Genomic DNA, 21,973 nt, shown 5'->3' on the forward strand with positions numbered 1-21,973 from the left:
CAGCACTGAGCTTGCTGAACAGGGGCAAGGTGCGCACCAGACTCGGGTCAATTCCAGCCAAAATCACTGCCTCATCGTGTTGTAGGCTGTGCCTACCACGAATAGCGGCTGTCAGGGTACCGTGAATTCAGCTGTGGAACGGCGCCAGCAGACGGTCGGTCCAGCTGGGGCGGCGCACCAGCCGGAAGCCGAGATTGGCAGGTGGCACGCCAACCGAGCAGCCACCGCTCTTGGCGTCGCGGACAAACACACTCATCGGGGCCCGGTGCTGGCCTTCCAGCAAACGGATCGAGCAGGCCTGGGTCTGGCTCAGAATGGTGCCGGCAGTGTCCACCCGCACCCGGCGGTGGCAGGTCTGCGTCCACTCCCACACATTGCCCGCAATGTCAGCCAGGCCGTGCGCATTGGTGCCAAAGCTGCCCAGGGGCTGGGGGAAACGTCCCCCCGCAGTCTTGCGTGCAGCCTCTGCTTCATAATCAGCCAGCCAGCGCAGGGCGGGGTTGGCGTCGTCGTCGACGACGCTGGTGGCGGTGTCAGTCACTTTTTCGCCAGCGGCAAAATTCCATTCCTCGCTGGTGGGCAAGGTCCAGCTCTGCCCGGTGTGCTGGGACAGCCATGCCGCATAGCGTGTCGCATCATCATAATTGACACCGGTCACGGGAATGTCGCCATTGCCTGAATTCTGCGCCGCCGCGCAGGTGCCCTCGGCCACGCAGCGGGCATAGTCGGCCTGACTCACCTGAAACTGCATGATGGTGAGCGGCTCGGCCAGCCGCGCCTGCACCAGGGGCGCATCGACCTCCCGGCCATCGCGCAGCACACTGCCATCCAGGCGATAGGTGAAATCAGCCGGTGCGATGGTCACGGTCGCCGGGCCGGACAGTGTCGCGGCGGGGTTGAGCAGCGTCGGCAAATCGAGCTGTATGCCGACCAGTGCCAGGCCCGTGAGTAAAAGCAGCCCCGGCAGCGCAATCGAATTGACTGGGGTGGTGAGGAAGCGGGGCAGGGCGTGCATTGTTGCGTTCCATGCAGGAGCGGTGCGGCACCCCAGCGGCGCCGCACCCATGCTTGGGAAGATCAGATCGGGCTGGGAGGCATGACGCTGGTCATCAGGTCGTCATTCCAGTCGCCGGTCACCTTGAAGTGGCCCGCGGCACCCAGCTCGAAAGCTTCGATCAGATTGTGATTGACGTAGGCGTAAACGCCGGGCTGCAGGAAGGTGTAGAGCGCCACGCCGGCCGCGCCGCCCGCAACAAACCAGGTTTCCATACCCACATCGGGGGCATTGCCAAACTTGCCACCGGGCCAGACATAGTCGCCATGCCCGCCGATAAGGTGCGGACGTGTGTCGCGATTGGCCTGGGAATGGACGACCAGCACGGTCTCGCCAACTGCAGCGGTCATGGCATTGTCGCCGGTCAGCGCACCGACCTTGCCGTTGAACACGACATGGCTGGGCTTGAGTGTGCGCATGACATCAAGGGTGTCGGCATAGCCGTCGCCGATGCTGTCATAGGTCATGTAGTTGCCGTCGGCATCCTTGGGCACATAGAAGTCCTGCTCGCCCACATAGTAGACGCGGTCATAGCTCAGGGGATTGCCCTTGCCATCATTGAGACCCTCGCGCGGCAGCACCAGAATGGCGCCATTCATGCCCGCGGTGACGTGCCACGGCACCATGCCTTCAGGGGCGCAATGATAGACGAACGCGCCGGACTTGGTGGCCTTGAAGCGCAGCACGGCCTTTTCACCGGGGTTGACGTCGGTCAGCTGGGCACCGCCCAAAGCGCCAGTGGCGGAATGGAAGTCGATATTGTGTGCCATCAGATTGGTGTCGGGGTTGATCAGTGTCAGTTCGACATAATCGCCCTCATGCACCACCATCAGTGGACCGGGAACCGAGCCGTCGAAGGTCATCGCCCAGATGGTGGTGCCCTCATCGTCGACTTCATGGACCTTCTCTTCGATCGTCATGGTGAATTCGACGATCTTGGGGCCGCCCGTCGCAACCTGCTCATGGGCATGCACGAAGGGTGGCTTGACCAGCTCTACCTTGACGCGCTCCAGCGTTGCAGGATCAACCGAAATTGCAGAAGCTGCTTCAGCTGCGGCAGGTAAGACTGTTGCAATCTGTACGGCTGCACCAATTGCGGTGGCACCAACAAGTAGATTGCGGCGCGAAATCCCAATATTGCTTGTCATTTTATTATCCTACATTCGGCGTACGGCCTTTTTTGCCGGCGCAGCATCTTAATAGATCGGGTGGACCCGTCTATCTTTGATCCAAAACAAGTTTCTTTCGCTTTCTTTCTCACGAGGAATTGAGTGGATATTTGACATGCGTCAAAGAAATGCCACCTGTTCCGGTCTAGAAGCACGGTCAACGGGACCAACATGGCCCGATTGTTCAAGGAGCCCCCCAATATGCGTAACACCCTCAAAACCCTGCTAGCCGTCGCCCTGCTGAGCGGCATGGTCACTGCCCCAGCCCTGGCGGCAGACTTCGAAGTGCACATGCTCAACAAGGGGGAAGCCGGATCGATGGTGTTCGAGCCAGCCTTCGTCCAGATCCAGCCCGGTGATACGGTGACCTTTGTGCCCACCGACAAGGGCCACAATGCCGAAACCATCAAGGGCATGATCCCTGAGGGTGCCGAGCCGTTCAAGAGCAAGATCAACGAGACCTTTAGCGTCACCTTCGACGTTGCCGGCGCCTACGGCATCAAGTGCACGCCGCACTACGCCATGGGCATGGTCGCCATGGTTTTCGTCGGTGACGAACTGGAAAATCTCGACGGCGTCAAGGAAGTCAAAGTGCCCAAGAAGGTCGGCGAGCGGTTCGAGGCGATCTACGAAGCAGCGGCCCTCTAAGCGTCGCCCACAGCCGCCGCGCACCATCCATGCGCGGCGCATGAACCAGCAGCGTTGAGGGGCGTGCGCATACTGGTTCGCCGATAGACAGAACCTGTTTGGCGTCGGTGCATTAGGCACCGGCGCCAATTTTGTCTGGAACCCCGCAGGTCCGATCCCTCCCGGCCGGCCTTCACAGCAGCAGTTTGGCGCGATTGTTGTCGAGTTCGATCACTGCGCTGCCGGCCAGCGCCGCTGTGCTGGCGGTGCCCGCTTCGACGGCACTGACCAGATCGCCATGGGCCGCCAACGAATCCCGGCAATATGCGGCGCCGGTGCTGGCATCAAGCGACTTCAGCGCCAGTGCCAGGGTGAGTTCGACAATCCCCGTTACCGAGCGGAGCAGGGCATTGCCTGAACTGTCGGCGATGACGCGGTGGATTTCCAGCGCCGACAGACCGTGCGCCTCCAGATTGCCCTGGGCAATGTCCATCTGGTGCAGCCAGTATTTCATCAGACGAACATGCTCGGCAGTGCGGCGGGCGCTGGCCAGCGCGATCGCGCGGGCCTCCAGGGCGCCACGGACATCGAACAGGCTTTCGAAAAAGCGCTGATCGGGCTTGGCGTAAAAGTGCCATGAGAGCACCTGCGGATCAAAAAAGCTCCAGCGACTGGAAGGCGTGACGCGCGTGCCGACCTTTGGCCGCGCCTCCACCATGCCCTTGGCCTCAAGCGTCTTGAGCGCCTCGCGCAGCACCGTGCGCGAGACCCCGTAGGTTTCCATCATCTCCGCGTCATTGGCCAGGATCGAGCCAATCGGAAATCGGCCCGTGACGATCCCCAGGCCGATCTCATTGATCACGAAGGTATGGAAATTCCGTGCAGCAGGTCGCCCGGATAACGAGCGAATGAGGCTGCCTGCTTCGATCATGCTATGCTTTCTCGGGCGATTTCTCTGCCGGAGCGGAGGCCGCAAATATGACGCGCTGCAGCACGATGAACATGAAGAGCAGCACACCAATGACGATCTTGGTCCACCAACTCGACAGCGTGCCATCAAAGATGATGTAGGTCTGAACCAGCCCCAATAGCATCACGCCAACGAATGTGCCCAGCACAAATCCATAGCCGCCGGTGAGCAGTGTGCCGCCGATAACCACCGCGCTGATCGCGTCAAGTTCCACACCCACGGCCGCCAGCGGATACCCTGCGGAGGTGTAGAGCGAGAACACGATCCCCGCCAAGGCCGCCAGCATGCTCGACAGCATGTAGATCTGCACCGTCGTCTGCGCCACCGGCACGCCCATCAGCGAAGCCGACACCGGATTGCCGCCCAGTGCATAGACATAGGAGCCGAACTTGGTGCGGTGGGCCAGTAGCGCGCCGCCGAGGAACACCACGATCATCAGCATGCCGATGAAGCTCAGCCGGCCACCGCCGGGCAGGCGGATCATCAGATCACCCAGCGTGTCGTAGAATTCGTGCCGGATCGGCACTGAATCCTGGGTGATGATCGAGGCGCCGCCGCGCGCCAGGAACATCCCCGCCAGCGTCACGATGAACGATGGCACTTGCAGATAGTGGATGGTAACGCCCATGGCCGCGCCGAACAGGCCGGCCACCCCCAGCGCGATGACAAAGGCCGCCAGCGGGTGAAAGCCCAGCCAGCTGACAAGGACCGCAATCAGCACTCCGGTAAAGCCAATGACCGCGCCCACCGACAGATCGATGCCACCCGAGATGATGACGAAGGTCATGCCCACCGCGGTAATGCCCAGAAACGCATTGTCGGTGAGGAAATTGCCCAGCACCCGCGTCGACAGCATATTGGGGAATTGCAGCACGCTGAGCGCATAGGCAATGACGAAGATGACCGCTGTGGCGGCAAGCGGACGCAGGCTGCGTTTCATTTGGCGGTCGCCTTGCTGGTGGTTACGAGACGCCGCCTGAACGGCAAGGCGGCATAGGGCGACTGGATAAGCAGGATCAGGATGATCATCCCGGCCTTGACCACCAGATTGAATTCCGGCGGGAAGCCCGACACCAGAATGCCGGTATTCATGGCCTGGATGATCAGCGCACCGACCACGGCCATCGGGATGGAAAAGCGCCCGCCCAGCAGCGAGGTGCCGCCGATGACCACGGCCAGAATGGCATCGAGTTCCAGCCACAGTCCGGAATTGTTGGCGTCGGCGCCGCGGATGTCGGCGGCCACCACAATGCCGGCTATGGCGGCGCAAAGCCCGGACAGACCATAAACCAGCATCAGCAGCATGCGGCTGCGAATGCCCGCCAGCGCGGCGGCGGCGCGGTTGACCCCGATCGCCTGCACGAACAGCCCAATGGCGCTGCGGCGCACCAATAGGGTCACCGAAACCATCAGCGCCACGGCGATGACCGCCGCCATGGGAAAGCCCAGGAATGAGCCGGTGCCGATGAAGATCAGCACCGGGTCATTGAAGGTGACAATCGAGCCCTCGGTGATCAGCTGGGCAATGCCGCGCCCAGCCACCATCAGCACCAGCGTCGCCACGATGGGCTGGATATCGAGCACGGCCACCAGAAAGCCGTTCCACAGCCCGCAGGCCAGACCGGCCAGTAGCGCTGCCCCCACCGCAATCGGCGCCGGGTAGCCGGCCACCACCATGGTCGCGGCGACGGCGCCGCATACCGCCATGATGGCGCCGACCGACAGGTCGACCCCCTTGGTGGCAATCACCCCGGTCATGCCCACGGCCAGAATGGCCACCGGAGCGCCGCGATTGAGCACGTCAATAATGCTGCCGAAGAAACGCCCATCCTGCCAGGTGACGTTGAAGAAATTGGGGAACAGCAGCCAGTTCAGCAACAGCACCCCGGTCAGGGCCAGCAATTGCGGATTGGCGAGGCGTTCGAAAGGTACGCGTCTCATGACACAGCCTCGTCGGGATGGTTGGCAATGGCCTGCACGATAATGCCGGGATTGATGTTCTTGCCGTGCAGTTCGGCCACCATTTCGCGGTCGCGCATCACCACGATGCGGGAACTGTAGGCGACGACCTCGTCGAGTTCCGAGGAGATCACCAGCATGGCCATGCCATCGTCGCGCAGGCGGTTGATCGTCCGCACGATTTCGGCATGCGCCCCCACATCAATGCCCCGGGTGGGTTCGTCCAGAATGAGGAAGGCCGGGTCCGTGGCCAGCCAGCGCGACAGAATGGCCTTCTGCTGATTGCCGCCCGACAGCAGCTTGATCGGCATGTCGAGCGAAGCGGCGCGGATATCCATTGATTCGCTGAACTTGCCGGCGATCTCCAACTGTTCATCGCGGTTGAGGGCGCGGAACCAGCCCAGCTTGCCCTGCAGCGCGATGACGATGTTCTCGCGCACTGACAGATCGCCGAAAATGCCCTCGGCCTTGCGATCCTCGGGACAGAAGCCGAAGCGATGGCCGATGGCGTCGGTGGTATGGCGAATGGCCTCGCTCGCACCTTCAATGCGCAGCGTGCCCTGGTCAGCCGGATCGGCGCCGAACATGATCCGGGCCAGTTCCGTCCGCCCCGAACCCAGCAGGCCCGCGACCCCGATCACTTCGCCCTTGTGAATGGTCAGGTCGAACGGGCTCACCGTGCCCTTGCGACCATAGCCGCTGAATTCCAGCAACACCTCGCGGTGCGACGATTCCGGCTCCAGATCGGTGGAACCGTTGAACGCAATGTCCTTGCCCAGCATCAGCCGCACCACATCGGTGCGGCTGAGCGCGTCGAGCACCTGGGTTTCCACCAGTTGGCCATTGCGCAGCACGGTTACCCGGTCGGCAATGGCAAATACCTGGTCGAGGAAATGGGTGATGAAAATGATGGCCAGGCCGCTCCGCTTGAGCTCGCCAATCACCTCGAACAGGCGCTCGACTTCGTTGCGATCCAGACTTGCCGTTGGCTCGTCCAGGATCAGCACCTTGCCCGACAGCGCCACGGCGCGGGCAATGGCGACAATCTGTTGCACGGCCACCGAATGGCTGCCCAGTTCGCTGCCCGGATCCAGGGTTAGTCCATACCGGGTCAGCAGTACCCGCGCATCGGCTTCCATCTGACGATGATCCACCAGGCCGAAGCGGGTGGGCTGGTGGCCCAGATAGAGGTTTTCCGCCACCGACCGGTTGGGCAGCAGATTGACCTCCTGATACACGGTGCCGATGCCATGGGTCTGGGCATGCAGGGGATTGTCGAGGGTAACCGGCTCCCCATCCACCAGCACGGCCCCGCCATCTGGCTGGTAGGCGCCGGTCAAGATCTTGATCAGGGTGGATTTGCCGGCCCCGTTCTCGCCCAGCAGGGCATGCACCTCGCCGGCGCGCAGGCCGAAGTCGATGGCATCGAGCGCGATATGGCCGCCGAATATCTTGATGATGCCGCGCGCTTCGAGCACGTACTGGCTTTCGGTCATGGCCGCTCTCCCCCCGTTTCTGGCTACCGAGTTCTCAGTCATCTGCCCCCCCTTGTAGGACGAGATCAAGGGCGGGGGTACCTGCGGCACCGCGCGCCCAAAGACGTGAGAGTTTGCTGACAGCCCGAAACCTCCACCCTCACTCCCTCCCCACAAGGGGAGGGAGGCAGATCGGGGCATACGACCAGCAGTTGGTCGCCTATCTCTCTAATTAGTAGCCCAGGCCCTTGCGGGTGTCATACTCGCCCTGCGGGTTGTCAGCAGGTGTATAGAGCTTGGACTCGGTGATGATGAACTTCTCAGGCGCCGTGCCATCAGCCAGATAGGCCGAGAGCGCGTCGAAAGCCGGGCCGGCCATGTTGGGCGTCAGCTCAACGGTGGCATTGGCCTCGCCGGCCGCCATGGCGGCAAAGATGTCCGGCACGGCGTCGATGGACACCACCTTGATGTCGGTGCCGGGCTTGAGACCGGCATCCTTGATGGCCTGGATGGCGCCAACGGCCATATCGTCATTATGGGCATAGACCGCGCAGATATAGGCGCCGCCATTCTCGGCCTTGATGAAGCCTTCCATAACTTCCTTGCCCTTGGAGCGGGTGAAGTCGCCGGTCTGGCTGCGGGCAATGGTGATGTTGTCGTGCCCGGCAATGGCTTCTTCAAAGCCCTGCTTGCGGTTGATGGCCGGGGTGGAGCCGACCGTGCCCTGCAGCTCGACGACCTTGCAATCGGCATCGCCGATTTCGGCAACCAGCCATTCGCCGGCAACCCGGCCTTCCTTGACCTGATCGGAGGCTACCGAGGTCAGGTACAGATCTTCCGGCGCATCGACGCCGCGGTCGAGCAGGATCACCGGAATTTCGGCTTCCTTGGCTTCGGTCAGCACATCGTCCCAGCCCGTGGCGACGACGGGCGCAACCATGATGGCGTCAACACCCTGCGCGATGAAGCCGCGAATGGCCTTGATCTGGTTTTCCTGCTTCTGCTGCGCATCGGCAAATTTGAGGTCGATGCCGCGGTCTGCGGCCTGCTGCTTGGTGACTGAAGTCTCGGCGGCGCGCCAGCCCGATTCCGAGCCGATCTGGCTGAAGCCGATAACCTTGCCCTGCAGGTCCTGGGCAAGGCTGACAGACGTCAAAGCGGTAGCGAGGCTTGCCGCGATGGCAAGCTTGGTGATGATGTTCACGATGTCCTCCCAATAAGTGGTCGCGGCGGTGTGTTCACCTGCGGCGATAAGATGACGCTACATAAAGTACTATTATATGTAAAGACCGATCTTGCGACCTTATCCCGGGTCGGGTTTCGGCTGGTTTCGCCAGCCGTTGACGGGCCGATCTGCCCACCAAGCGGCGTGCGAGGGGGCTGCCCGTCAACAGTTTTTTGCCGGTGGCGGTTTAAATTTTGCCTTGGTTTGCCTACATATTGGCCAAGCGTCGTGCGTAATCGGGCGTGCGGCTGATCCAACGGGGCCCTTTTTGGGCCCGTATTTTCATAGGAGAGCAGCCATGACCGAAGCAAAAACCGGAGACATTGTCCGCATCAATTATGCGGGTCGTCTCACCGACGGCACCAGTTTCGATTCCTCGGAAGGCCGTGAACCCCTGCAGTTTACCCTTGGCGAAGGTCAGGTAATCGCGGGTCTGGAGGCCCATGTCGCCGGCATGGCTCCGGGCGACAAGTCAACCGTGACCATCCCCTGCGATCAGGCTTATGGTCCCCACCGTGCCGAAGCGGTCCAGACTCTGGAGCGCACCAAGGTGCCAGCCGGCATCGACATTGAAGTGGGCACCCAGTTGCAGGCCAGAACTGCCGACGGCAGCATGCTGCCGATCCGGGTCGTGGAACTTGACGATGCGATCGTCAAGGTTGACGCCAACCACCCCCTTGCCGGGCAGGATCTGATTTTCGACGTCGAGCTGGTCGAGATCGTCAAGGCCGCCTAGAAAAGCGCGCCATGATCACAATGAAACAGGCGGACACTCGAAAGAGCGTCCGCCTGTTCTAATTTTTGCTATCAGCGCGGTCAGCTTTGCCTAGGCGGCAACTTCCTGACGCGGCAATGGATAGGCTTCGGCCTCATAGAGGGCCTTGATGGCCATGCCGTCAAAACGGCCGCTGCGGACCTCCAGAATCGTGCCGCCGAGGCCCGCTTCGGGCAGCTCTTCCATGACGAAGCGGATGGCTTCAGATGCCTTGGCAAAGCGGCGATACTGGGTCTGCTGCGACTTGGCCACCCGGCGGCTCGGGAACAACTCGGCGGCGGCATCATAATTGAACGTCATGTCGGCTCCTTAATGGCAAGAGCCCGCGAGCGGGCCCGGCTGGGTTGGTGCAGCTTCTTGCGCGGCAGCGGATAATCAGCGCTCCTGTAGAGCCAGATCATCCGGTCATTGCTATGGCGCTTGCCGTTCAACTCAAGGCTGGCGCCTTTGAGACTGACCGGGGCCGCCTCTTCAAGTGCGAAGCGGAGGGCCTGGGCTGCGGTACGAAAGGTGCGGGGCCCTTGGGCCGCCGCCGCGTGCCAGTCGCTGCCAAGGTAAAGCGCGGCAGGCGCCTGGAAATCAAACTGTGTCATTTTCTCTCATTTGTTCCGGCACTGTGCCGAAACCAGTTTATTTGTGGGGCCGCGAAACGCTGGCCGTGCTCGAATAGCGCGATGCGGGCGCACAAAAGGCAGCCAATGGCATCGCGACCGCCCAGCACCATGCTGGTCGGTACAACACGCTCGCAAAAATCAGGAAAGCCAATAGGCCGGTAATCCGGCTGATGGACAGCTATGATGCGCTGAAACGTATGTGCTCAATATAGGCACAACTGGCCGATTATGCAAGTTGGCCGCAATTTGAGCCTTAACAGACGATCCAGACGCGGATTGGAAAATCACCGCTGACAGGGCAGACTGCTCACCAACACCGATTATCACGAAGGATCGTCCCATGGGATTTCGCGCACTGCTCACCGATCGGGATGCCGGGGGGAAGGTCACTTCCACTGTCGCCGAGATTGACGAGGCCAGCCTGCCTGCCGGCAATGTGACCGTCGATATCGATTGGGCGGGCCTCAACTACAAGGACGGGCTGTGCCTGACCGGGGGCGGTGGTCTGGTGCGCAATTATCCCCATGTCGCCGGCATCGATTTTGCCGGCACGGTGCGCCACAGCGCCGATGATCGCTATGCAGAAGGGCAGGAAGTGGTGCTGACCGGCTGGCGCGTCGGTGAAGTGCAATGGGGCGGCTATGCCGAACGCGCCCGGGTCAATGCCGATTGGCTGGTGCCGCTGCCCCAGGGGCTCAGCACCCGCGACGCCATGGTGGTGGGCACGGCCGGACTGACCGCCATGCTCTCGATCAACCGGCTGGAAGCGGCAGGCATCAGCCCCGAGTCCGGCGTGGTACTGGTCACCGGGGCGGCCGGCGGCGTTGGCTCGATTGCCACCGCGCTGCTGGCCCGGCTGGGCTATAGCGTGGCGGCGCTGTCGGGCCGCCCACAACATGGTGAGGCGCTCAAGGCCCTGGGCGCGGCCAGCATTGTCGACCGCAATGAGTTCCTCGCCCAGCCCGACAAGGTGCTGGAATCCGCCCGCTGGGCGGCGGCCATCGACAGCGTCGGCGGCAAGGTGCTGGGCAAGCTGCTCAAGCAGATCAACTATGGCGGCGCCGTCGCCAGCCTGGGCAATGCCGGCGGCATCGAACTCAACACCAATGTGCTGCCCTTCATCCTGCGCGGGGTCACCCTGATCGGCATCGACAGCGTGATGCAGCCCTATGCCACCCGTATCGCCGCCTGGCAGCGCATCGCCGAAACCTTCGACATTGCCGCCTATGGCAAGCTGGTGCGCGAGATCGGGCTGGAAGAGCTGCCCGCAGCGGGCGAGCAGATCCTGGCCGGCGAGATCAACGGGCGGGTGCTGGTGCGGCCGCATTAGCGGTAGCCCGCTGCCTGCAGCTCGAACAGCTCGGCATAGTGGCCCCGCAGCGCCAGCAGCTCGGCATGGGTGCCCGCTTCGAGAATGGCGCCATTCTCCAGCACCAGAATGCGATCGGCCATGCGCACGGTCGAGAAGCGGTGCGAGATGATCACCGCGGTCTTGCCGGCCGCCAGGCTCTTGAAGCGCGAGAACACTTCGGCCTCCGCCTTGGCGTCAAGGGCTGCGGTGGGCTCGTCCAGAATGATCAGCCCGGCATCGCGCATATAGGCGCGGGCAATCGCCACCTTCTGCCACTCGCCGCCGCTCAGGTCGCGCCCCTTGTTGAACAGGCGCCCCAATTGCTGGTCATAGCCCTGGGGCAGCTTGGCGATCACCGCATCGGCCAGGCTCCGCTCGGCCGCGCTGGCAATCCGCTCCATATCCTGCTGCGCCTCGATGCGCCCCACCCCGATATTGTCGCGGGCGCTGAGGCTGTAGCGGATGAAATCCTGAAAGATCACCCCGATATGGGCGTGGATATCGCTGACGGCAAAATCCCGCAGATCGATGCCGTCCACGGTGATGCGGCCTTCGTCGGGATCGTAGAGCCGGGTCAGCAGCTTGACGATGGTGGTCTTGCCCGCGCCGTTTTCCCCCACCAGGGCCAGCGTTTCGCCGGCCTGCAGCGTGAAGCTGAGATGGCGCAGCGCCCAGGTCCTGGTATCGGGATAGCGAAAGCCGACATCCTCAAACACGATGCCGCTGGCAATCGGATCTGGGAACGGCTTGGGCGTCGCCGGCGACACAATGCCGGGCTCGATCTCGAAGAACGAGAACAGGTCGTCGAGATACATTGACTGCCCGGCAATCTGGGTGAAGCCGAGCAGCAGCTTCTGGAACAGCCCGTTCAGGCGCAGAAACGAGCCCGACAGAAACGCCAGGTCACCGATGGAAAAATCCCCCACAATGGTGCGCCAGACAATAAAGCCATAGGCGCCATAATAGGTCAGCGTCGAGATCGCCGAGAACAGCGCCCCCCAGAACGAGCGCTGCATCGCGATGCGGCGATTATCGGCAAAGATCCGCTGCGCCAGCGTCTTGAACCGTTCGATCAGAAAGCCGCCCAGGCCGAACAGCTTGATTTCCTTGGCCGTCTCGGCACTGGCCCCGACATGGCGGATATATTCCAGCTCGCGCCGCTCCGGCGTGCGCCAGCGGCTCATCATATAGGCCAGCGTGTTGAACCTTGCCTCGCCCCACACGGCAGGCACAAAGCTCAGCGGCAGCAGCAGGATCAGCCAGGGTGCATAGACGAACAGACCCGCCGCCAGCGTCGCCACGGTGATGATGTCCTGCGCCTGTCCGAACATCTGGCTCAGCAGCGCATTGCGCCCTGCGGCCTGCCGCCGCGCGCGCTCCAGCTTGTCCTGATATTCAGCCGATTCAAAATGCACCAGATCGAGCGTGGCGGCATGGGCCATCAACTCGACGCTGACGGTATTGGAGTGCAGCTCCGACAGGATCGAATCCACCAGCCCGGTAATGCGCGTCAATAAATCGGACGCCAGCACCAGCGCCAGTTCGACCAGCAGCAGGACGATGACCGGCGTCAGCGCGCCACTGCTCCACCAATCGGCAAAGTCGGGGCCCGGCGGGGTACTGCCGGTCAGCCGCACCACTTCGTCGATGATCAGCTTGCCGACATAAAGCAGGGCAATCGGTTGCAGCGAGGCCACCAGCCGCAACCCGAAACTGGCCGCGGTCAGTGACTTGCTGGTGCGCCAGATCTGCGCCAGCAACCGGCCGAGATGGCGCAGATTGTCGACGCGCTCGCGAAAACTCGGGGTCTTGCTGGCAAGGGGCGGCGGGCGGCGCCCGGGAAGGTCGGTCATGCGATGATCCTAGCCCGGCGCCAGGTGGCGGGGAATACAATTGCATGGCGCCCGGCGCCATAGCGGCAGACCTTCCCGACCGGGCCGGGAAGGCCAATGGGCCGGAGCTAGAAGCGCTGCCGTTCGGCAGGCTTGTTGCCCATGATGGCTTCGATTTTCTCGATCACATCGGGTGTCAGCCTGGCCTTGGAATCCAGCGCCGAAAGGTTGTCGGCCAGTTGGGATTTCCTCGACGCACCCAGAATAACCGTCGAGACATGGGGGTTGTTCAGGCACCACAGCAGCGCCAGATGGTGAATGGGCAGGCCGATATCCTTGGCCAGACTGGCCAGCAGCTTGACCTTTTCCAGCTTCGCCTGGCCGGCTTCGCTGGTCCAGGCTTCCTTGAGCCACTCATAGCCCGGCAGGTTGAAGCGGCTGTCCTCGGGGATGCCGTCATTGTACTTGCCGGTCAGTGCGCCCGAGGCCAGCGGCGACCAGATCGTGGTGCCCAGGCCCATCAGATCATAGAGCGGCAGATAGTCGTTCTCGACCTTTTCGCGGGTGAACAGGTTGTATTGTGGCTGCTCCATCACCGGCGCGGTGATCTTGAGGTCCCTGGCCACGGCCCAGGCCTCGGTCAGCTGCTGGGCGTTCCATTCCGAGGTGCCCCAATAGAGAATCTTGCCCTGGGTCACCAGATTGTGCATCGCCCACACCGTCTCCTCAATGGGCGTGTCGATGTCGGGTCGGTGGCAGAAATACAGATCGAGATAATCCACCTGCAGGCGCTTGAGCGCCGCGTGGCAGGCCTCGGTGACATGCTTGCGGCTCAAGCCTTTCTGCGTCGGCTTGCTGCCACCCCAGAACACCTTGGAAGACACCACAAAGCTGTCCCGGCTCCAGCCGAGATCCTTCAGCGCTGCGCCCATCAGGGTTTCGGACTCGCCGGCCTCGTATCCTTCGGCATTGTCGAAGAAATTGATGCCCTCATCATAGGCCAGGCTCATCAGCGCCATGGCTTCGGCGTGGTCGACCTGCTTGGAGAAGGTGACCCAACTCCCCAGTGAGACTTCGCTGACCTTCAGGCCAGACTTTCCCAGACGACGATATTCCATGGGGTTTTTCCTGTTGTTGCAGTAGGTGTTTCTTCATCGGTGTATGGCGATGGATGACGGGGTCCTTGCGATTTGCCCATTGTCCTGCAAAGCGCGCGCTGGACGACCGGCGGCGCCGGGCCTAACCTTGTCTCTCATCAGCCCATCGGGAGGGCATCATGCTCAAAGACATTGATTCATCTGCCATTGTTGCCGTCCATGATATCGATCGCGCCAGGGATTTCTACACTGCCACGCTCGGCCTCGACCTGCTCGAGGACGACGGTTCAGTGCTGACCTTGCGAACCGGGACGACCGCGCTGGTGGTTTACCTCTCCGATTTCGCAGGCACCAATCAGGCCAATGCCGTGGTCTGGGGCGTGGGCACCCAATTTGACGATATTGTCGCCGCTCTCCGGGCCAAAAATGTGACCTTCGAGCATTATGACATGATGGAGCGGCGCGGGGATATCCATGTGGCCGGCGACTTCAAAGGCGCATGGTTCAAGGATCCCGACGGCAATCTGCTGCATCTGAACAATATGTGACTAGGGCCGCTCGCGCAGGAACCGGGTCAGATCGTCGGTCAAATGATGGACATGCGCGCCCGCGCTGCGGCTCAGCTCCCAGGCTTCCACCTGCTCATGGGCGAAGTCTTCACCGGCCACGACCTGCACGGTGGCCATGCCAACCTCGTGCGGCACGACCAGGTTCTTTTCCAGATCGTCGAACATCACCGCCCTGGTCGGATCAATGCCATGCAGGGCAAAAAATCCCTCATAGGCCGCACGGTGCGGCTTGGGCACAAAGGTCATGGCGCGGATATCGTGCACATGCTCGAACAGCTCGGCTCCGCCCAGCCGCGCCAGCACGGCGCGGGCATGGCCGGTATCGCCATTGGTCAGAATGAACTTTCGCCCGGGCAGCGCGGTAATCACCTCGACCAGATCGGGATGCGGCGCCACCGGCGAATAGTCGATGGCATGAACCGTATCGAGAAAATGGTCCGGGTCGACCTTGTGCTGGCTCATCAGGCCGTTCAGCGTGGTGCCGAAGTCGCGATAATAGCTCTTTTGCAGCGTCCGCGCCGCGTCGAACTCGAGCTGGGTCAGCGCCATCACATAATGGGTGATGTTGATATCAATCTGCGCAAACAGATTGCAGCTGCGCGGATACAGCGTGTTGTCGAGGTCAAACACCCAGTCGGTGACGTGGCTGAGGCTGCGGCTTGGTGGCGTCAAATCATTCATATCGCCCACTATGCCTGAACTTTCTCAATTTTTCGCCCAGAAGCATCGGGAGCGGCCCGTGGGGGCCACTCCCGGATCAGCCTATTGGGCTGGTGTATTGGCTTGGATCACCAGACCCAGCGCCTTGATCAGGCCGGCGGGATTGGCGGCGGCGGCCATCACCACCAGAACCGAGGTTGGCGAGGGCGGCGCGATCCGGATTTCGAGACTCTCCGGATTGTCGAGGAAGGCTTCAACCGGCGGCACCACGATGTCCTTGAGGGCCGGAATGCCCGATTGGCCAACCATCATCGGCAGCGTCGACTTCAGGCCCGCCACGAAACTGGCGCGATCGGCACCGGACTGGGCGGCAAAGAAGTCCAGCAGCTTGCCGGCCAGCGACGCATCGTCATAGCGCACCGAAGCGCCGACAATGGACACGCCCTGCATGATGGCCATGCCGCTCATCATCTGCGCCTGGGCCTTTTCGTCGGTCATCTCGCCATCGGCGGCCATATCGGTCTGCATGGCCATGATCTGGTCAAGCACCGCCGGCGTGAGACCCGTCACGTCGGCTCGAAGGTCCAGCGCGCCAATATCGGCAAAGTCGAACAGGAACTGGTTGATGGTGGCCTGGCCGTCAGCCATTGACCAGGTCATGTCGCTGCTGATGTCGCCAGCGATCGAGGTGAGGCCGAGGGCGTCGATAATCGCGCCGGCTTCGGGGTCCTCTTCGCTGACGGTGGACAGGTCGACAGTGATTCCGTTGATGTCGAAGCTCGAGTCCAGGCCGACAAGTTCAGCGCTGTTCTGGCTCGGATTGAAGGTGGTGACGGTTTCCATCGACTCAACGGCAATGACCTCTTCGCCATCACGGGTGATAGACAGCGGACCGGTCGAGGCCGACTCCAGCCACTGCATGCTCACGATTGCCGAAATGGTGTCACCGCCTGGCAAGTAGAAGCCGTTTAGGCGAATGTCGCTCAGCGTTATGTGGCCAACCGGATCGGCGCTAAAATCGCTGTCGATGTCGGGGATGGTGATGGTTTCGGCGGTATAGCTGCCGTCAGCGCCTTCCGAGACGCCGGAAAAGGTGATTTCGGTGTCAAGGACCATGGGGTCAGTCGCACCCTCGACAGGGTCGATGATGGTGACGGTCACGCCATCGACGGTGATGGTATCGCCATCCAGCGTGGCCGGCCCGAACTGCAGATCGTAACCCTGCGTCTTCCAGACGGTTGCGACGCGATCAACGAAGGCCTGGGCTTCAAGCGCGCTGGCCTGGCTCATCAGGGCGGCGGTCGCAACGCTGCTCAGCAGCATCAGGATTGGTGTTCTGTTGGTCCACATCAGCGTCTCCGGCTCGTTCGTGTTGGTTGATCGGGGGGCAGGGATGATCAGTCAATTGGGTGGCGTGGTGGTGAGTAGATGGCGTCGGGGCCGTCCGATTGCAATATAAATCAGCCAAAATCAGGGCCTTGGACGCTAGTGCTCCTTTATATCACCCTAACGACAGCCATTGATTTCTTACAGGAACTGCCGATAGGCCGGGTTGTTGGTCTCCTCCCAATAGGGGAAGCCGACCGCATCGATATGGGCGATGAAATCGGCATGGGTCTCGGCCGGCACCTGCACGCCCACCAGCACCCTTCCATAGTCGGCACCGTGATTGCGATAGTGGAACAGCGAAATGTTCCAGGCGTCATTGAGCCCCTCGAGGAACTTCAGCAAGGCGCCGGGCCGCTCGGGGAACTGGAAGCGATAGACCACCTCGTCCTTTAGATCGGCGACACGCCCGCCCACCATGTAGCGCACATGCAGCTTGGCCACTTCGTTGTCGGTCATGTCGATGACGCCCAGCCCGTTGCCGCGCAGCAGCGCGATGATCTCGTGCTTTTCGGCATCGCCCCCGGTCAGCTTGACCCCGACAAAGATCTTGGCGCTGGCGCCATGGGCAAAGCGGTAGTTGAATTCGGTGATCGAGCGCGGTCCGAGCAGGCGCATGAAGCTGCGGTAGCTGCCGGGATGCTCGGGGATCTCCACCGCCAGCAGCGCCTCGGCGCGCTCGCCGATCTCGGCCCGCTCGGCGACATAGCGCAGCCGGTCAAAATTGACATTGGCGCCCGAATTGATGGCAATCAGCGCCCCTTGGGGGGCCGCCCCCTGCTCGACCTGACGGCGCAATCCGGCCAGCGCCAGCGCCCCGGCCGGTTCGGCAATGGCGCGGTGGTCGTCAAAAATATCCTTGATCGCCGCGCAGATTTCATCGGCCGTCACGGTGACGATATCGTCGAGCAGTTCGCGACAGATCCGGAAGGTCTCCTCGCCAACCTGGCGCACGGCCACGCCATCGGCAAACAGCCCCACCTGGTCGAGCGCCACCGGGTGGCCCGCCGCGATGGCCGCCTGCATGCTGGCCGCCTCTTCCGGCTCGACCCCGATAATGCGGATATCGGGGCGCAGGAATTTGACGAAAGCGGCAATGCCGGCCGCCAGCCCGCCGCCGCCGATCGGCACATAGATCGCCCCGATCGGTCCCGGATGCTGGCGCAGCAATTCCATGCCGATCGTGCCTTGCCCGGCGATCACATCGGGATCGTCAAACGGGTGCACCACGACATAGCCGTGCTTTTCCGCCAGATGCGCGGCATGGCCACGCGCCGCGTCAAAGCCGTCGCCGAACAGCACCACTTCGCCGCCGCGCTTGCGCACCGCATTGATCTTGATTTCCGGCGTCGTGGTGGGCATCACCACAATGGCGCGAATGCCCAGCCGGTTGGCCGACAGCGCCACGCCCTGGGCATGATTGCCGGCCGAAGCGCAGATCACCCCGCGCGCCCGTTCTTCGGCACTGAGCTGGGCAATCCGGTTATGCGCACCGCGAATCTTGAACGAGAACACCGGCTGCATGTCCTCGCGCTTGAGCAGCACATCGGCGCCCAGCCGGGTCGAGAGCAGGGTCATCGGCTCCAGCGGGGTTTCCTCGGCGACTTCATAGACCGATGAGGTCAGGATACGGCGGACATAGTCCTGCATGGCGGGCACTCCAATCATGTCCGCGAGCAACGCTCTGGGGGCAGATTTGTCAACACCGGGCGTGCGGAAGCGCCGCCTGCATCGCGGTTGTCACAACAGGAGCGGGCCCCGAGGCGGGTTTCGCCTCTGGTAAGGTAAAATAGTGAGACGGAAACCGCCTCGGGGCGCCGGTTTTTGGAACTGTACGGCGGCACGGGGATCGCTCGCCCCCACACGGCCGGACTGGAACCTGTGGAAGAGACGAACTTCCACCCGGCACACCCCACCACTGTTCGCCTGCAGGCCGCCCGTGCGGGGTGATGGGCAGAAGTATAAGCCTGGCTTGGCGGGGCGGGGACAAGCGGGATAAGGACCCCGGCCGATGCCGCGGGCTCGACCGGCCGCAAGACTACCCCAGCAATTGCCAGGTCTGGTAGCCGGCCAGCACGATGACCAGGCACCCCACGATGATCATCAGCGTCCGCGCCGGCATCTTGCGCACGACATAGCCGGCAAAGGGGGCCGCCAGCAGCCCGCCGACGATCAGCCCGGCCACGGCCATGGCATGGTCAAGCAGGCCGTTGGCCTCGGCCCAGTGCCCCGTCAGCAGGCTGACCAGGAACGCTGCCGAGATCGCCACGGTGAGGAAGAACTCCACCGTATTGACCGTGCCCACCACATAGCGCGGCGCCGAACCTGACCCCACCAGCGTCGATGTCACCACCGGGCCCCAGCCGCCGCCACCGGCCGCATCGACAAAGCCGCCCACCACACCGAGGGGCACCAAAGCCGCTGCCGTCGGCTCCGGCTGCGTCTTGGGCTGCTTGAACGCGCGATAAAGAATGTAGCCGCCCATCAGGGTCAGATAGGCCGTCACATAGGGCCGCAAGACTGCGCCGTCGATCGAGGTCAGCACATAGGCGCCCAGCACGCCGCCCACTACGCCGGCGGGGGCCAGCCGCCAGAACAGCTTCCAGTCGACGTTTCTGTGGCTGACATGACTGGTGGCCGAGGCGGCCGTGGTGAACACTTCGGCGGCATGCGCGCTGGCCGAGGCATAGGCGGGCGAGACCCCGAAGGCCAGCAGCATGGTGGAACTGACCACCCCATAGGCCATGCCAAGCGCCCCATCGACGATCTGCGCCAGAAACCCGACTGCCGCAAAAATGAAAAACTCCGAACCCATGCCAATCCCCCAACATTGCCAGGTTGAAGTTAATCTATACCAATTAGGTCGTGTAGTGCGGCTGCGATATGCACGTGGCGAAGATGGGCGGTTTCCAGGAAATTCTGTTCGCCAATGGCCCCGCCGACAGCATTGCCGTCATGCCGACCCATCCGGGCTGCCACCTTCATCGCTTCTCTGACCAGCACCCCTGCACGAAAATGCATAAGTGCTGCTCAATCAAACGATTGATTGACGGCGAAAACAGGTTTAAGCAGCGTCGGCCATGAGGTGAGCATGACCACGGACCTGTCCCATACAAGACGTGAAAGCGGTGACGACCGGCGCCTGGCGATTGCGGCTGCGGCCCGTTCAATCATTGTCGAAAAGGGTCTCGAAGGCCTGCGCACCCGGGACATTGCCGATCGGGTTGGCATCAATATCGCCACGCTGCACTATCATGTGCCGTCCAAGGCAGCGCTGATTGCCCTGGTGGCAGAGAGCATCCGCCTTGATTTCAGAAACCAGGCGCTGCGCAATTCGCGCGCGGACAAATCGGCGCTGCAGCAATTGCGGCTGGAGTTCGCTGATTTCCGCGAAACCATCCACGACACGCCCGAACTGATCATCGTGCTGACCGCGCTGATCGAAAAGGCCCGCCGCGACCCCGAAATCGGCGCCATCATGACGCCGATCTATGATTTCTGGCGCAGCCAGTTTGTCGAGATTTTCCGCGCCGGCATCGCCGACGGCTCCTTCCGGCCCAATCTCGATCCCGCAGCAGCGGCGCTGATCACCACCGGCGCCCTGTCCGACTACTGGCGCCAATGGACCTCCTTCCGCCCCGCGATCGACCAGTTGCTGGCCGAGCTGGAGCGCGCCTTTATCGCCACCCCCGTTTCCGCCGAGGACCGTTCCTGAATGTCTCACACCCCTGCACACGCAGCCTCTGATGCCCCCGATCCGCGCCGCTGGCCGGCGCTGTTCGTGCTGCTCATCGCCAATTTCATGAATCTGATGGACATCACCATCGTCAATGTGGCGCTGCCCTCGATGCGCGAGGGGCTCGGTGCCTCCGACAGCCAGATCGAATGGGTCGTGGCCGCCTATATTCTGGCATTTGCCCTGGGCCTGCTGCCCTTCGGCCGGCTCGGCGACATTCTGGGCCGCACCAGGCTGTTCCTGTGGGGGGTGAGCGGTTTTACCGTCGCTTCAGCCCTGTGTGGCCTCGCGCCCAATATCGAAACCCTCATCGCCGCCCGGGTCATTCAGGGCCTTGCGGGCGCCATGATGACCCCGCAGGTGCTGGCCATTGCCGCAGTCACCTTCCCGCCGCATGAACGCGGCCAGGCCTTTTCGCTGTTCGGCCTGTCGGCCGGGCTCGCCTCGGTCAGCGGTCCCATTCTGGGCGGCTATCTGATCTCGGCCAATCTCTATGGCCTCGACTGGCAGCCGATCTTTCTGGTCAATATCCCCATCGGCATCGCCGCGGTAATTGCCGGCTGGTTCCTCATCCCCCGGCTGCCCGGCCATGCCGCGCTGCGCAATGACTATGTCGGCATGGGCCTGTTCGGCCTGGGCATTCTGGGCCTGGTCTTCCCCATCATCGAGGGCCGCGCCTTTGGCTGGCCGCTCTGGGCCTTTGCCATGATGGTGGCCGGCATCGGCATGTTGGTGCTGTTCGTGTTCTGGATCCGGGCGCGGGCGGCGGCGGGCAAGTCGCAATTGCTCAATTTTGACCTGATCAGCAATCGCCAGTTCATGTTTGGCGCCTTCGTGCTGATGGTCTTTGCCTCCGGTATTCCGGGCATGTTCCTGGTCATCTCCCTGCTGCTGCAAGGCGGTTTCGACTTCACGCCCCTGCAATCGGGTCTCACCAATACCCCATTCTCGGTTGGCGTTCTGATCGCCTCGGTCATTGCCGGGCGGTTCGGCGCACATTTCCTGCGGGCGCGGCTGGCCATCGCGGCGGCCATGGTGGCTATCGGCATCGGCGCGCTGCGCTTCTACATTGCCGGCGTCACCGACGTCATCGATCAATGGGCTTTCCTGCCGCCCCTGCTGATTGCCGGTATCGGCCTTGGTTCGGGCTTCTCGGCGATTTTCCAGCTGGTGCTGGCCAATGTGCCGCCACGCGATGCCGGGGCGGGCTCGGGCTCGTTGCAGGCGTTCCAGCAGGTCGGCGGCGCCCTCGGTGTCGCCATTGTCGGCGAACTGTTCTTTGGCAAGCTCAGCCAGGGCTTTGCTGCCGGCTCCGGCCAGCACGCAGCCTTCGCCGACGCCGCCAGCCTGGCCCTGTGGTATGTCGTGGTCAGCTTCACCATAGTGCTGCTGCTCACCCCGTTCTTCAAGCGCGTCATCGCCCCGGCCCATCCCGGTGCGCCGCCGGTGGTGGTGGAAGCCTGAGCACAGCGCC

Annotated in this window: 21 protein-coding genes; 6 read left to right on the forward strand and 15 right to left on the reverse strand. The window is 62.5% G+C overall.

What is annotated here, in order from left to right; all coding sequences use genetic code 11:
- Positions 1-127: 127 nt before the first annotated feature.
- Positions 128-1,015, reverse strand: coding sequence for an SUMF1/EgtB/PvdO family nonheme iron enzyme (locus tag ABFY71_RS17090; RefSeq protein WP_347947121.1), 888 nt, complete (start codon positions 1,013-1,015; stop codon positions 128-130).
- A gap of 62 nt (positions 1,016-1,077) precedes the next feature.
- The gene (gene nirK, locus ABFY71_RS17095) at positions 1,078-2,202 is read right to left on the reverse strand and encodes a copper-containing nitrite reductase (protein ID WP_305579299.1); all 1,125 of its coding nucleotides are present in this window, start codon (positions 2,200-2,202) and stop codon (positions 1,078-1,080) included.
- Between the two features lie 222 nt (positions 2,203-2,424).
- Between nirK and ABFY71_RS17100 the strand changes: the two genes are divergently transcribed.
- Positions 2,425-2,871 carry a pseudoazurin gene (locus tag ABFY71_RS17100; protein WP_347947122.1) on the forward strand — a complete coding sequence of 149 codons (447 nt, stop codon included), beginning with the start codon at positions 2,425-2,427 and terminating at the stop codon, positions 2,869-2,871.
- A gap of 172 nt (positions 2,872-3,043) precedes the next feature.
- On the opposite strand, the gene ABFY71_RS17105 is transcribed toward ABFY71_RS17100, so the two are convergent.
- From ABFY71_RS17105 to ytfQ, 5 genes are all read right to left on the reverse strand, one after another.
- The gene (locus tag ABFY71_RS17105; protein ID WP_347947123.1) at positions 3,044-3,781 is read right to left on the reverse strand and encodes a FadR/GntR family transcriptional regulator; all 738 of its coding nucleotides are present in this window, start codon (positions 3,779-3,781) and stop codon (positions 3,044-3,046) included.
- 1 nt (position 3,782) lies between these two features.
- On the reverse strand, positions 3,783-4,760 hold the full coding sequence (gene yjfF, locus ABFY71_RS17110; RefSeq protein WP_347947124.1) for a galactofuranose ABC transporter, permease protein YjfF: 978 nt from the start codon (positions 4,758-4,760) through the stop codon (positions 3,783-3,785).
- Positions 4,757-5,761 carry an ABC transporter permease gene (locus tag ABFY71_RS17115; protein WP_305579295.1) on the reverse strand — a complete coding sequence of 335 codons (1,005 nt, stop codon included), beginning with the start codon at positions 5,759-5,761 and terminating at the stop codon, positions 4,757-4,759. Before ABFY71_RS17115 ends, yjfF begins: the two co-directional genes overlap by 4 nt.
- A complete protein-coding gene (locus ABFY71_RS17120) occupies positions 5,758-7,275 on the reverse strand; it encodes a sugar ABC transporter ATP-binding protein (RefSeq protein ID WP_347947125.1) in 1,518 nt (505 codons plus the stop codon). Before ABFY71_RS17120 ends, ABFY71_RS17115 begins: the two co-directional genes overlap by 4 nt.
- Before the next feature lie 211 nt (positions 7,276-7,486).
- Entirely contained in the window at positions 7,487-8,458 is a 972-nt protein-coding gene (gene ytfQ, locus ABFY71_RS17125; protein ID WP_347947126.1) for a galactofuranose ABC transporter, galactofuranose-binding protein YtfQ, read from the reverse strand.
- 319 nt (positions 8,459-8,777) lie between these two features.
- On the opposite strand from ytfQ, the gene ABFY71_RS17130 reads away from it, so the two are divergent.
- Positions 8,778-9,215 (forward strand): FKBP-type peptidyl-prolyl cis-trans isomerase, encoded by a 438-nt coding sequence (locus tag ABFY71_RS17130; protein WP_305579292.1) that lies wholly within the window; start codon positions 8,778-8,780, stop codon positions 9,213-9,215.
- A gap of 90 nt (positions 9,216-9,305) precedes the next feature.
- Here the strand turns inward: ABFY71_RS17130 and ABFY71_RS17135 are convergent, their stop codons facing one another.
- Positions 9,306-9,554: a hypothetical protein gene (locus ABFY71_RS17135; protein ID WP_305579291.1), complete on the reverse strand. Its 249-nt coding sequence runs from the start codon at positions 9,552-9,554 to the stop codon at positions 9,306-9,308.
- Positions 9,551-9,847 carry a hypothetical protein gene (locus tag ABFY71_RS17140; RefSeq protein ID WP_305579290.1) on the reverse strand — a complete coding sequence of 99 codons (297 nt, stop codon included), beginning with the start codon at positions 9,845-9,847 and terminating at the stop codon, positions 9,551-9,553. The genes ABFY71_RS17135 and ABFY71_RS17140 overlap by 4 nt, the downstream gene beginning before the upstream one ends.
- A gap of 361 nt (positions 9,848-10,208) precedes the next feature.
- Here ABFY71_RS17140 and ABFY71_RS17145 point away from each other — a divergent pair, with 361 nt between their 5' ends.
- Positions 10,209-11,198: an acrylyl-CoA reductase family protein gene (locus ABFY71_RS17145; RefSeq protein ID WP_347947127.1), complete on the forward strand. Its 990-nt coding sequence runs from the start codon at positions 10,209-10,211 to the stop codon at positions 11,196-11,198.
- Here the strand turns inward: ABFY71_RS17145 and ABFY71_RS17150 are convergent.
- Positions 11,195-13,072 carry an ABC transporter ATP-binding protein gene (locus tag ABFY71_RS17150; RefSeq protein WP_305579288.1) on the reverse strand — a complete coding sequence of 626 codons (1,878 nt, stop codon included), beginning with the start codon at positions 13,070-13,072 and terminating at the stop codon, positions 11,195-11,197. The genes ABFY71_RS17145 and ABFY71_RS17150 overlap by 4 nt on opposite strands.
- A gap of 107 nt (positions 13,073-13,179) precedes the next feature.
- On the reverse strand, positions 13,180-14,169 hold the full coding sequence (locus ABFY71_RS17155) for a potassium channel beta subunit family protein (RefSeq protein WP_347947128.1): 990 nt from the start codon (positions 14,167-14,169) through the stop codon (positions 13,180-13,182).
- Between the two features lie 158 nt (positions 14,170-14,327).
- Between ABFY71_RS17155 and ABFY71_RS17160 the strand changes: the two genes are divergently transcribed.
- Positions 14,328-14,696, forward strand: a complete 369-nt coding sequence (locus tag ABFY71_RS17160; protein WP_305579286.1) for a VOC family protein — start codon at positions 14,328-14,330, stop codon at positions 14,694-14,696.
- On the opposite strand, the gene ABFY71_RS17165 is transcribed toward ABFY71_RS17160, so the two are convergent.
- The 4 genes from ABFY71_RS17165 to ABFY71_RS17180 form a co-directional block, all read right to left on the reverse strand.
- On the reverse strand, positions 14,697-15,398 hold the full coding sequence (locus tag ABFY71_RS17165) for a pyrimidine 5'-nucleotidase (protein WP_347947129.1): 702 nt from the start codon (positions 15,396-15,398) through the stop codon (positions 14,697-14,699).
- A gap of 81 nt (positions 15,399-15,479) precedes the next feature.
- Positions 15,480-16,727 carry a hypothetical protein gene (locus ABFY71_RS17170; RefSeq protein ID WP_347947130.1) on the reverse strand — a complete coding sequence of 416 codons (1,248 nt, stop codon included), beginning with the start codon at positions 16,725-16,727 and terminating at the stop codon, positions 15,480-15,482.
- Between the two features lie 177 nt (positions 16,728-16,904).
- Positions 16,905-18,413, reverse strand: coding sequence for a threonine ammonia-lyase, biosynthetic (gene ilvA / locus ABFY71_RS17175; protein ID WP_347947131.1), 1,509 nt, complete (start codon positions 18,411-18,413; stop codon positions 16,905-16,907).
- A 388-nt stretch (positions 18,414-18,801) separates the two neighbouring features.
- Complete coding sequence (locus tag ABFY71_RS17180; RefSeq protein ID WP_347947132.1) at positions 18,802-19,578, reverse strand: sulfite exporter TauE/SafE family protein; 777 nt, start codon at positions 19,576-19,578, stop codon at positions 18,802-18,804.
- A 276-nt stretch (positions 19,579-19,854) separates the two neighbouring features.
- On the opposite strand from ABFY71_RS17180, the gene ABFY71_RS17185 reads away from it, so the two are divergent.
- Positions 19,855-20,478: a TetR/AcrR family transcriptional regulator gene (locus tag ABFY71_RS17185; RefSeq protein ID WP_347947133.1), complete on the forward strand. Its 624-nt coding sequence runs from the start codon at positions 19,855-19,857 to the stop codon at positions 20,476-20,478.
- Entirely contained in the window at positions 20,479-21,963 is a 1,485-nt protein-coding gene (locus ABFY71_RS17190; protein WP_347947134.1) for a DHA2 family efflux MFS transporter permease subunit, read from the forward strand.
- Positions 21,964-21,973: the final 10 nt, after the last annotated feature.

The organism is Devosia alba (assembly GCF_039938915.1).
Classification (GTDB): domain Bacteria; phylum Pseudomonadota; class Alphaproteobacteria; order Rhizobiales; family Devosiaceae; genus Devosia; species Devosia alba.

Coding starts and splice junctions, on each gene's coding strand:
- ABFY71_RS17090 (WP_347947121.1), bottom strand. CDS start 1,015: ATGCACGCCCTGCCCCGCTTCCTCACCACCCCAGTCAATTCGATTGCG.
- nirK (WP_305579299.1), bottom strand. CDS start 2,202: ATGACAAGCAATATTGGGATTTCGCGCCGCAATCTACTTGTTGGTGCC.
- ABFY71_RS17100 (WP_347947122.1), top strand. CDS start 2,425: ATGCGTAACACCCTCAAAACCCTGCTAGCCGTCGCCCTGCTGAGCGGC.
- ABFY71_RS17105 (WP_347947123.1), bottom strand. CDS start 3,781: ATGATCGAAGCAGGCAGCCTCATTCGCTCGTTATCCGGGCGACCTGCT.
- yjfF (WP_347947124.1), bottom strand. CDS start 4,760: ATGAAACGCAGCCTGCGTCCGCTTGCCGCCACAGCGGTCATCTTCGTC.
- ABFY71_RS17115 (WP_305579295.1), bottom strand. CDS start 5,761: ATGAGACGCGTACCTTTCGAACGCCTCGCCAATCCGCAATTGCTGGCC.
- ABFY71_RS17120 (WP_347947125.1), bottom strand. CDS start 7,275: ATGACCGAAAGCCAGTACGTGCTCGAAGCGCGCGGCATCATCAAGATA.
- ABFY71_RS17130 (WP_305579292.1), top strand. CDS start 8,778: ATGACCGAAGCAAAAACCGGAGACATTGTCCGCATCAATTATGCGGGT.
- ABFY71_RS17135 (WP_305579291.1), bottom strand. CDS start 9,554: ATGACGTTCAATTATGATGCCGCCGCCGAGTTGTTCCCGAGCCGCCGG.
- ABFY71_RS17140 (WP_305579290.1), bottom strand. CDS start 9,847: ATGACACAGTTTGATTTCCAGGCGCCTGCCGCGCTTTACCTTGGCAGC.
- ABFY71_RS17145 (WP_347947127.1), top strand. CDS start 10,209: ATGGGATTTCGCGCACTGCTCACCGATCGGGATGCCGGGGGGAAGGTC.
- ABFY71_RS17150 (WP_305579288.1), bottom strand. CDS start 13,072: ATGACCGACCTTCCCGGGCGCCGCCCGCCGCCCCTTGCCAGCAAGACC.
- ABFY71_RS17155 (WP_347947128.1), bottom strand. CDS start 14,169: ATGGAATATCGTCGTCTGGGAAAGTCTGGCCTGAAGGTCAGCGAAGTC.
- ABFY71_RS17160 (WP_305579286.1), top strand. CDS start 14,328: ATGCTCAAAGACATTGATTCATCTGCCATTGTTGCCGTCCATGATATC.
- ABFY71_RS17165 (WP_347947129.1), bottom strand. CDS start 15,398: ATGAATGATTTGACGCCACCAAGCCGCAGCCTCAGCCACGTCACCGAC.
- ABFY71_RS17170 (WP_347947130.1), bottom strand. CDS start 16,727: ATGTGGACCAACAGAACACCAATCCTGATGCTGCTGAGCAGCGTTGCG.
- ilvA (WP_347947131.1), bottom strand. CDS start 18,413: ATGCAGGACTATGTCCGCCGTATCCTGACCTCATCGGTCTATGAAGTC.
- ABFY71_RS17180 (WP_347947132.1), bottom strand. CDS start 19,578: ATGGGTTCGGAGTTTTTCATTTTTGCGGCAGTCGGGTTTCTGGCGCAG.
- ABFY71_RS17185 (WP_347947133.1), top strand. CDS start 19,855: ATGACCACGGACCTGTCCCATACAAGACGTGAAAGCGGTGACGACCGG.
- ABFY71_RS17190 (WP_347947134.1), top strand. CDS start 20,479: ATGTCTCACACCCCTGCACACGCAGCCTCTGATGCCCCCGATCCGCGC.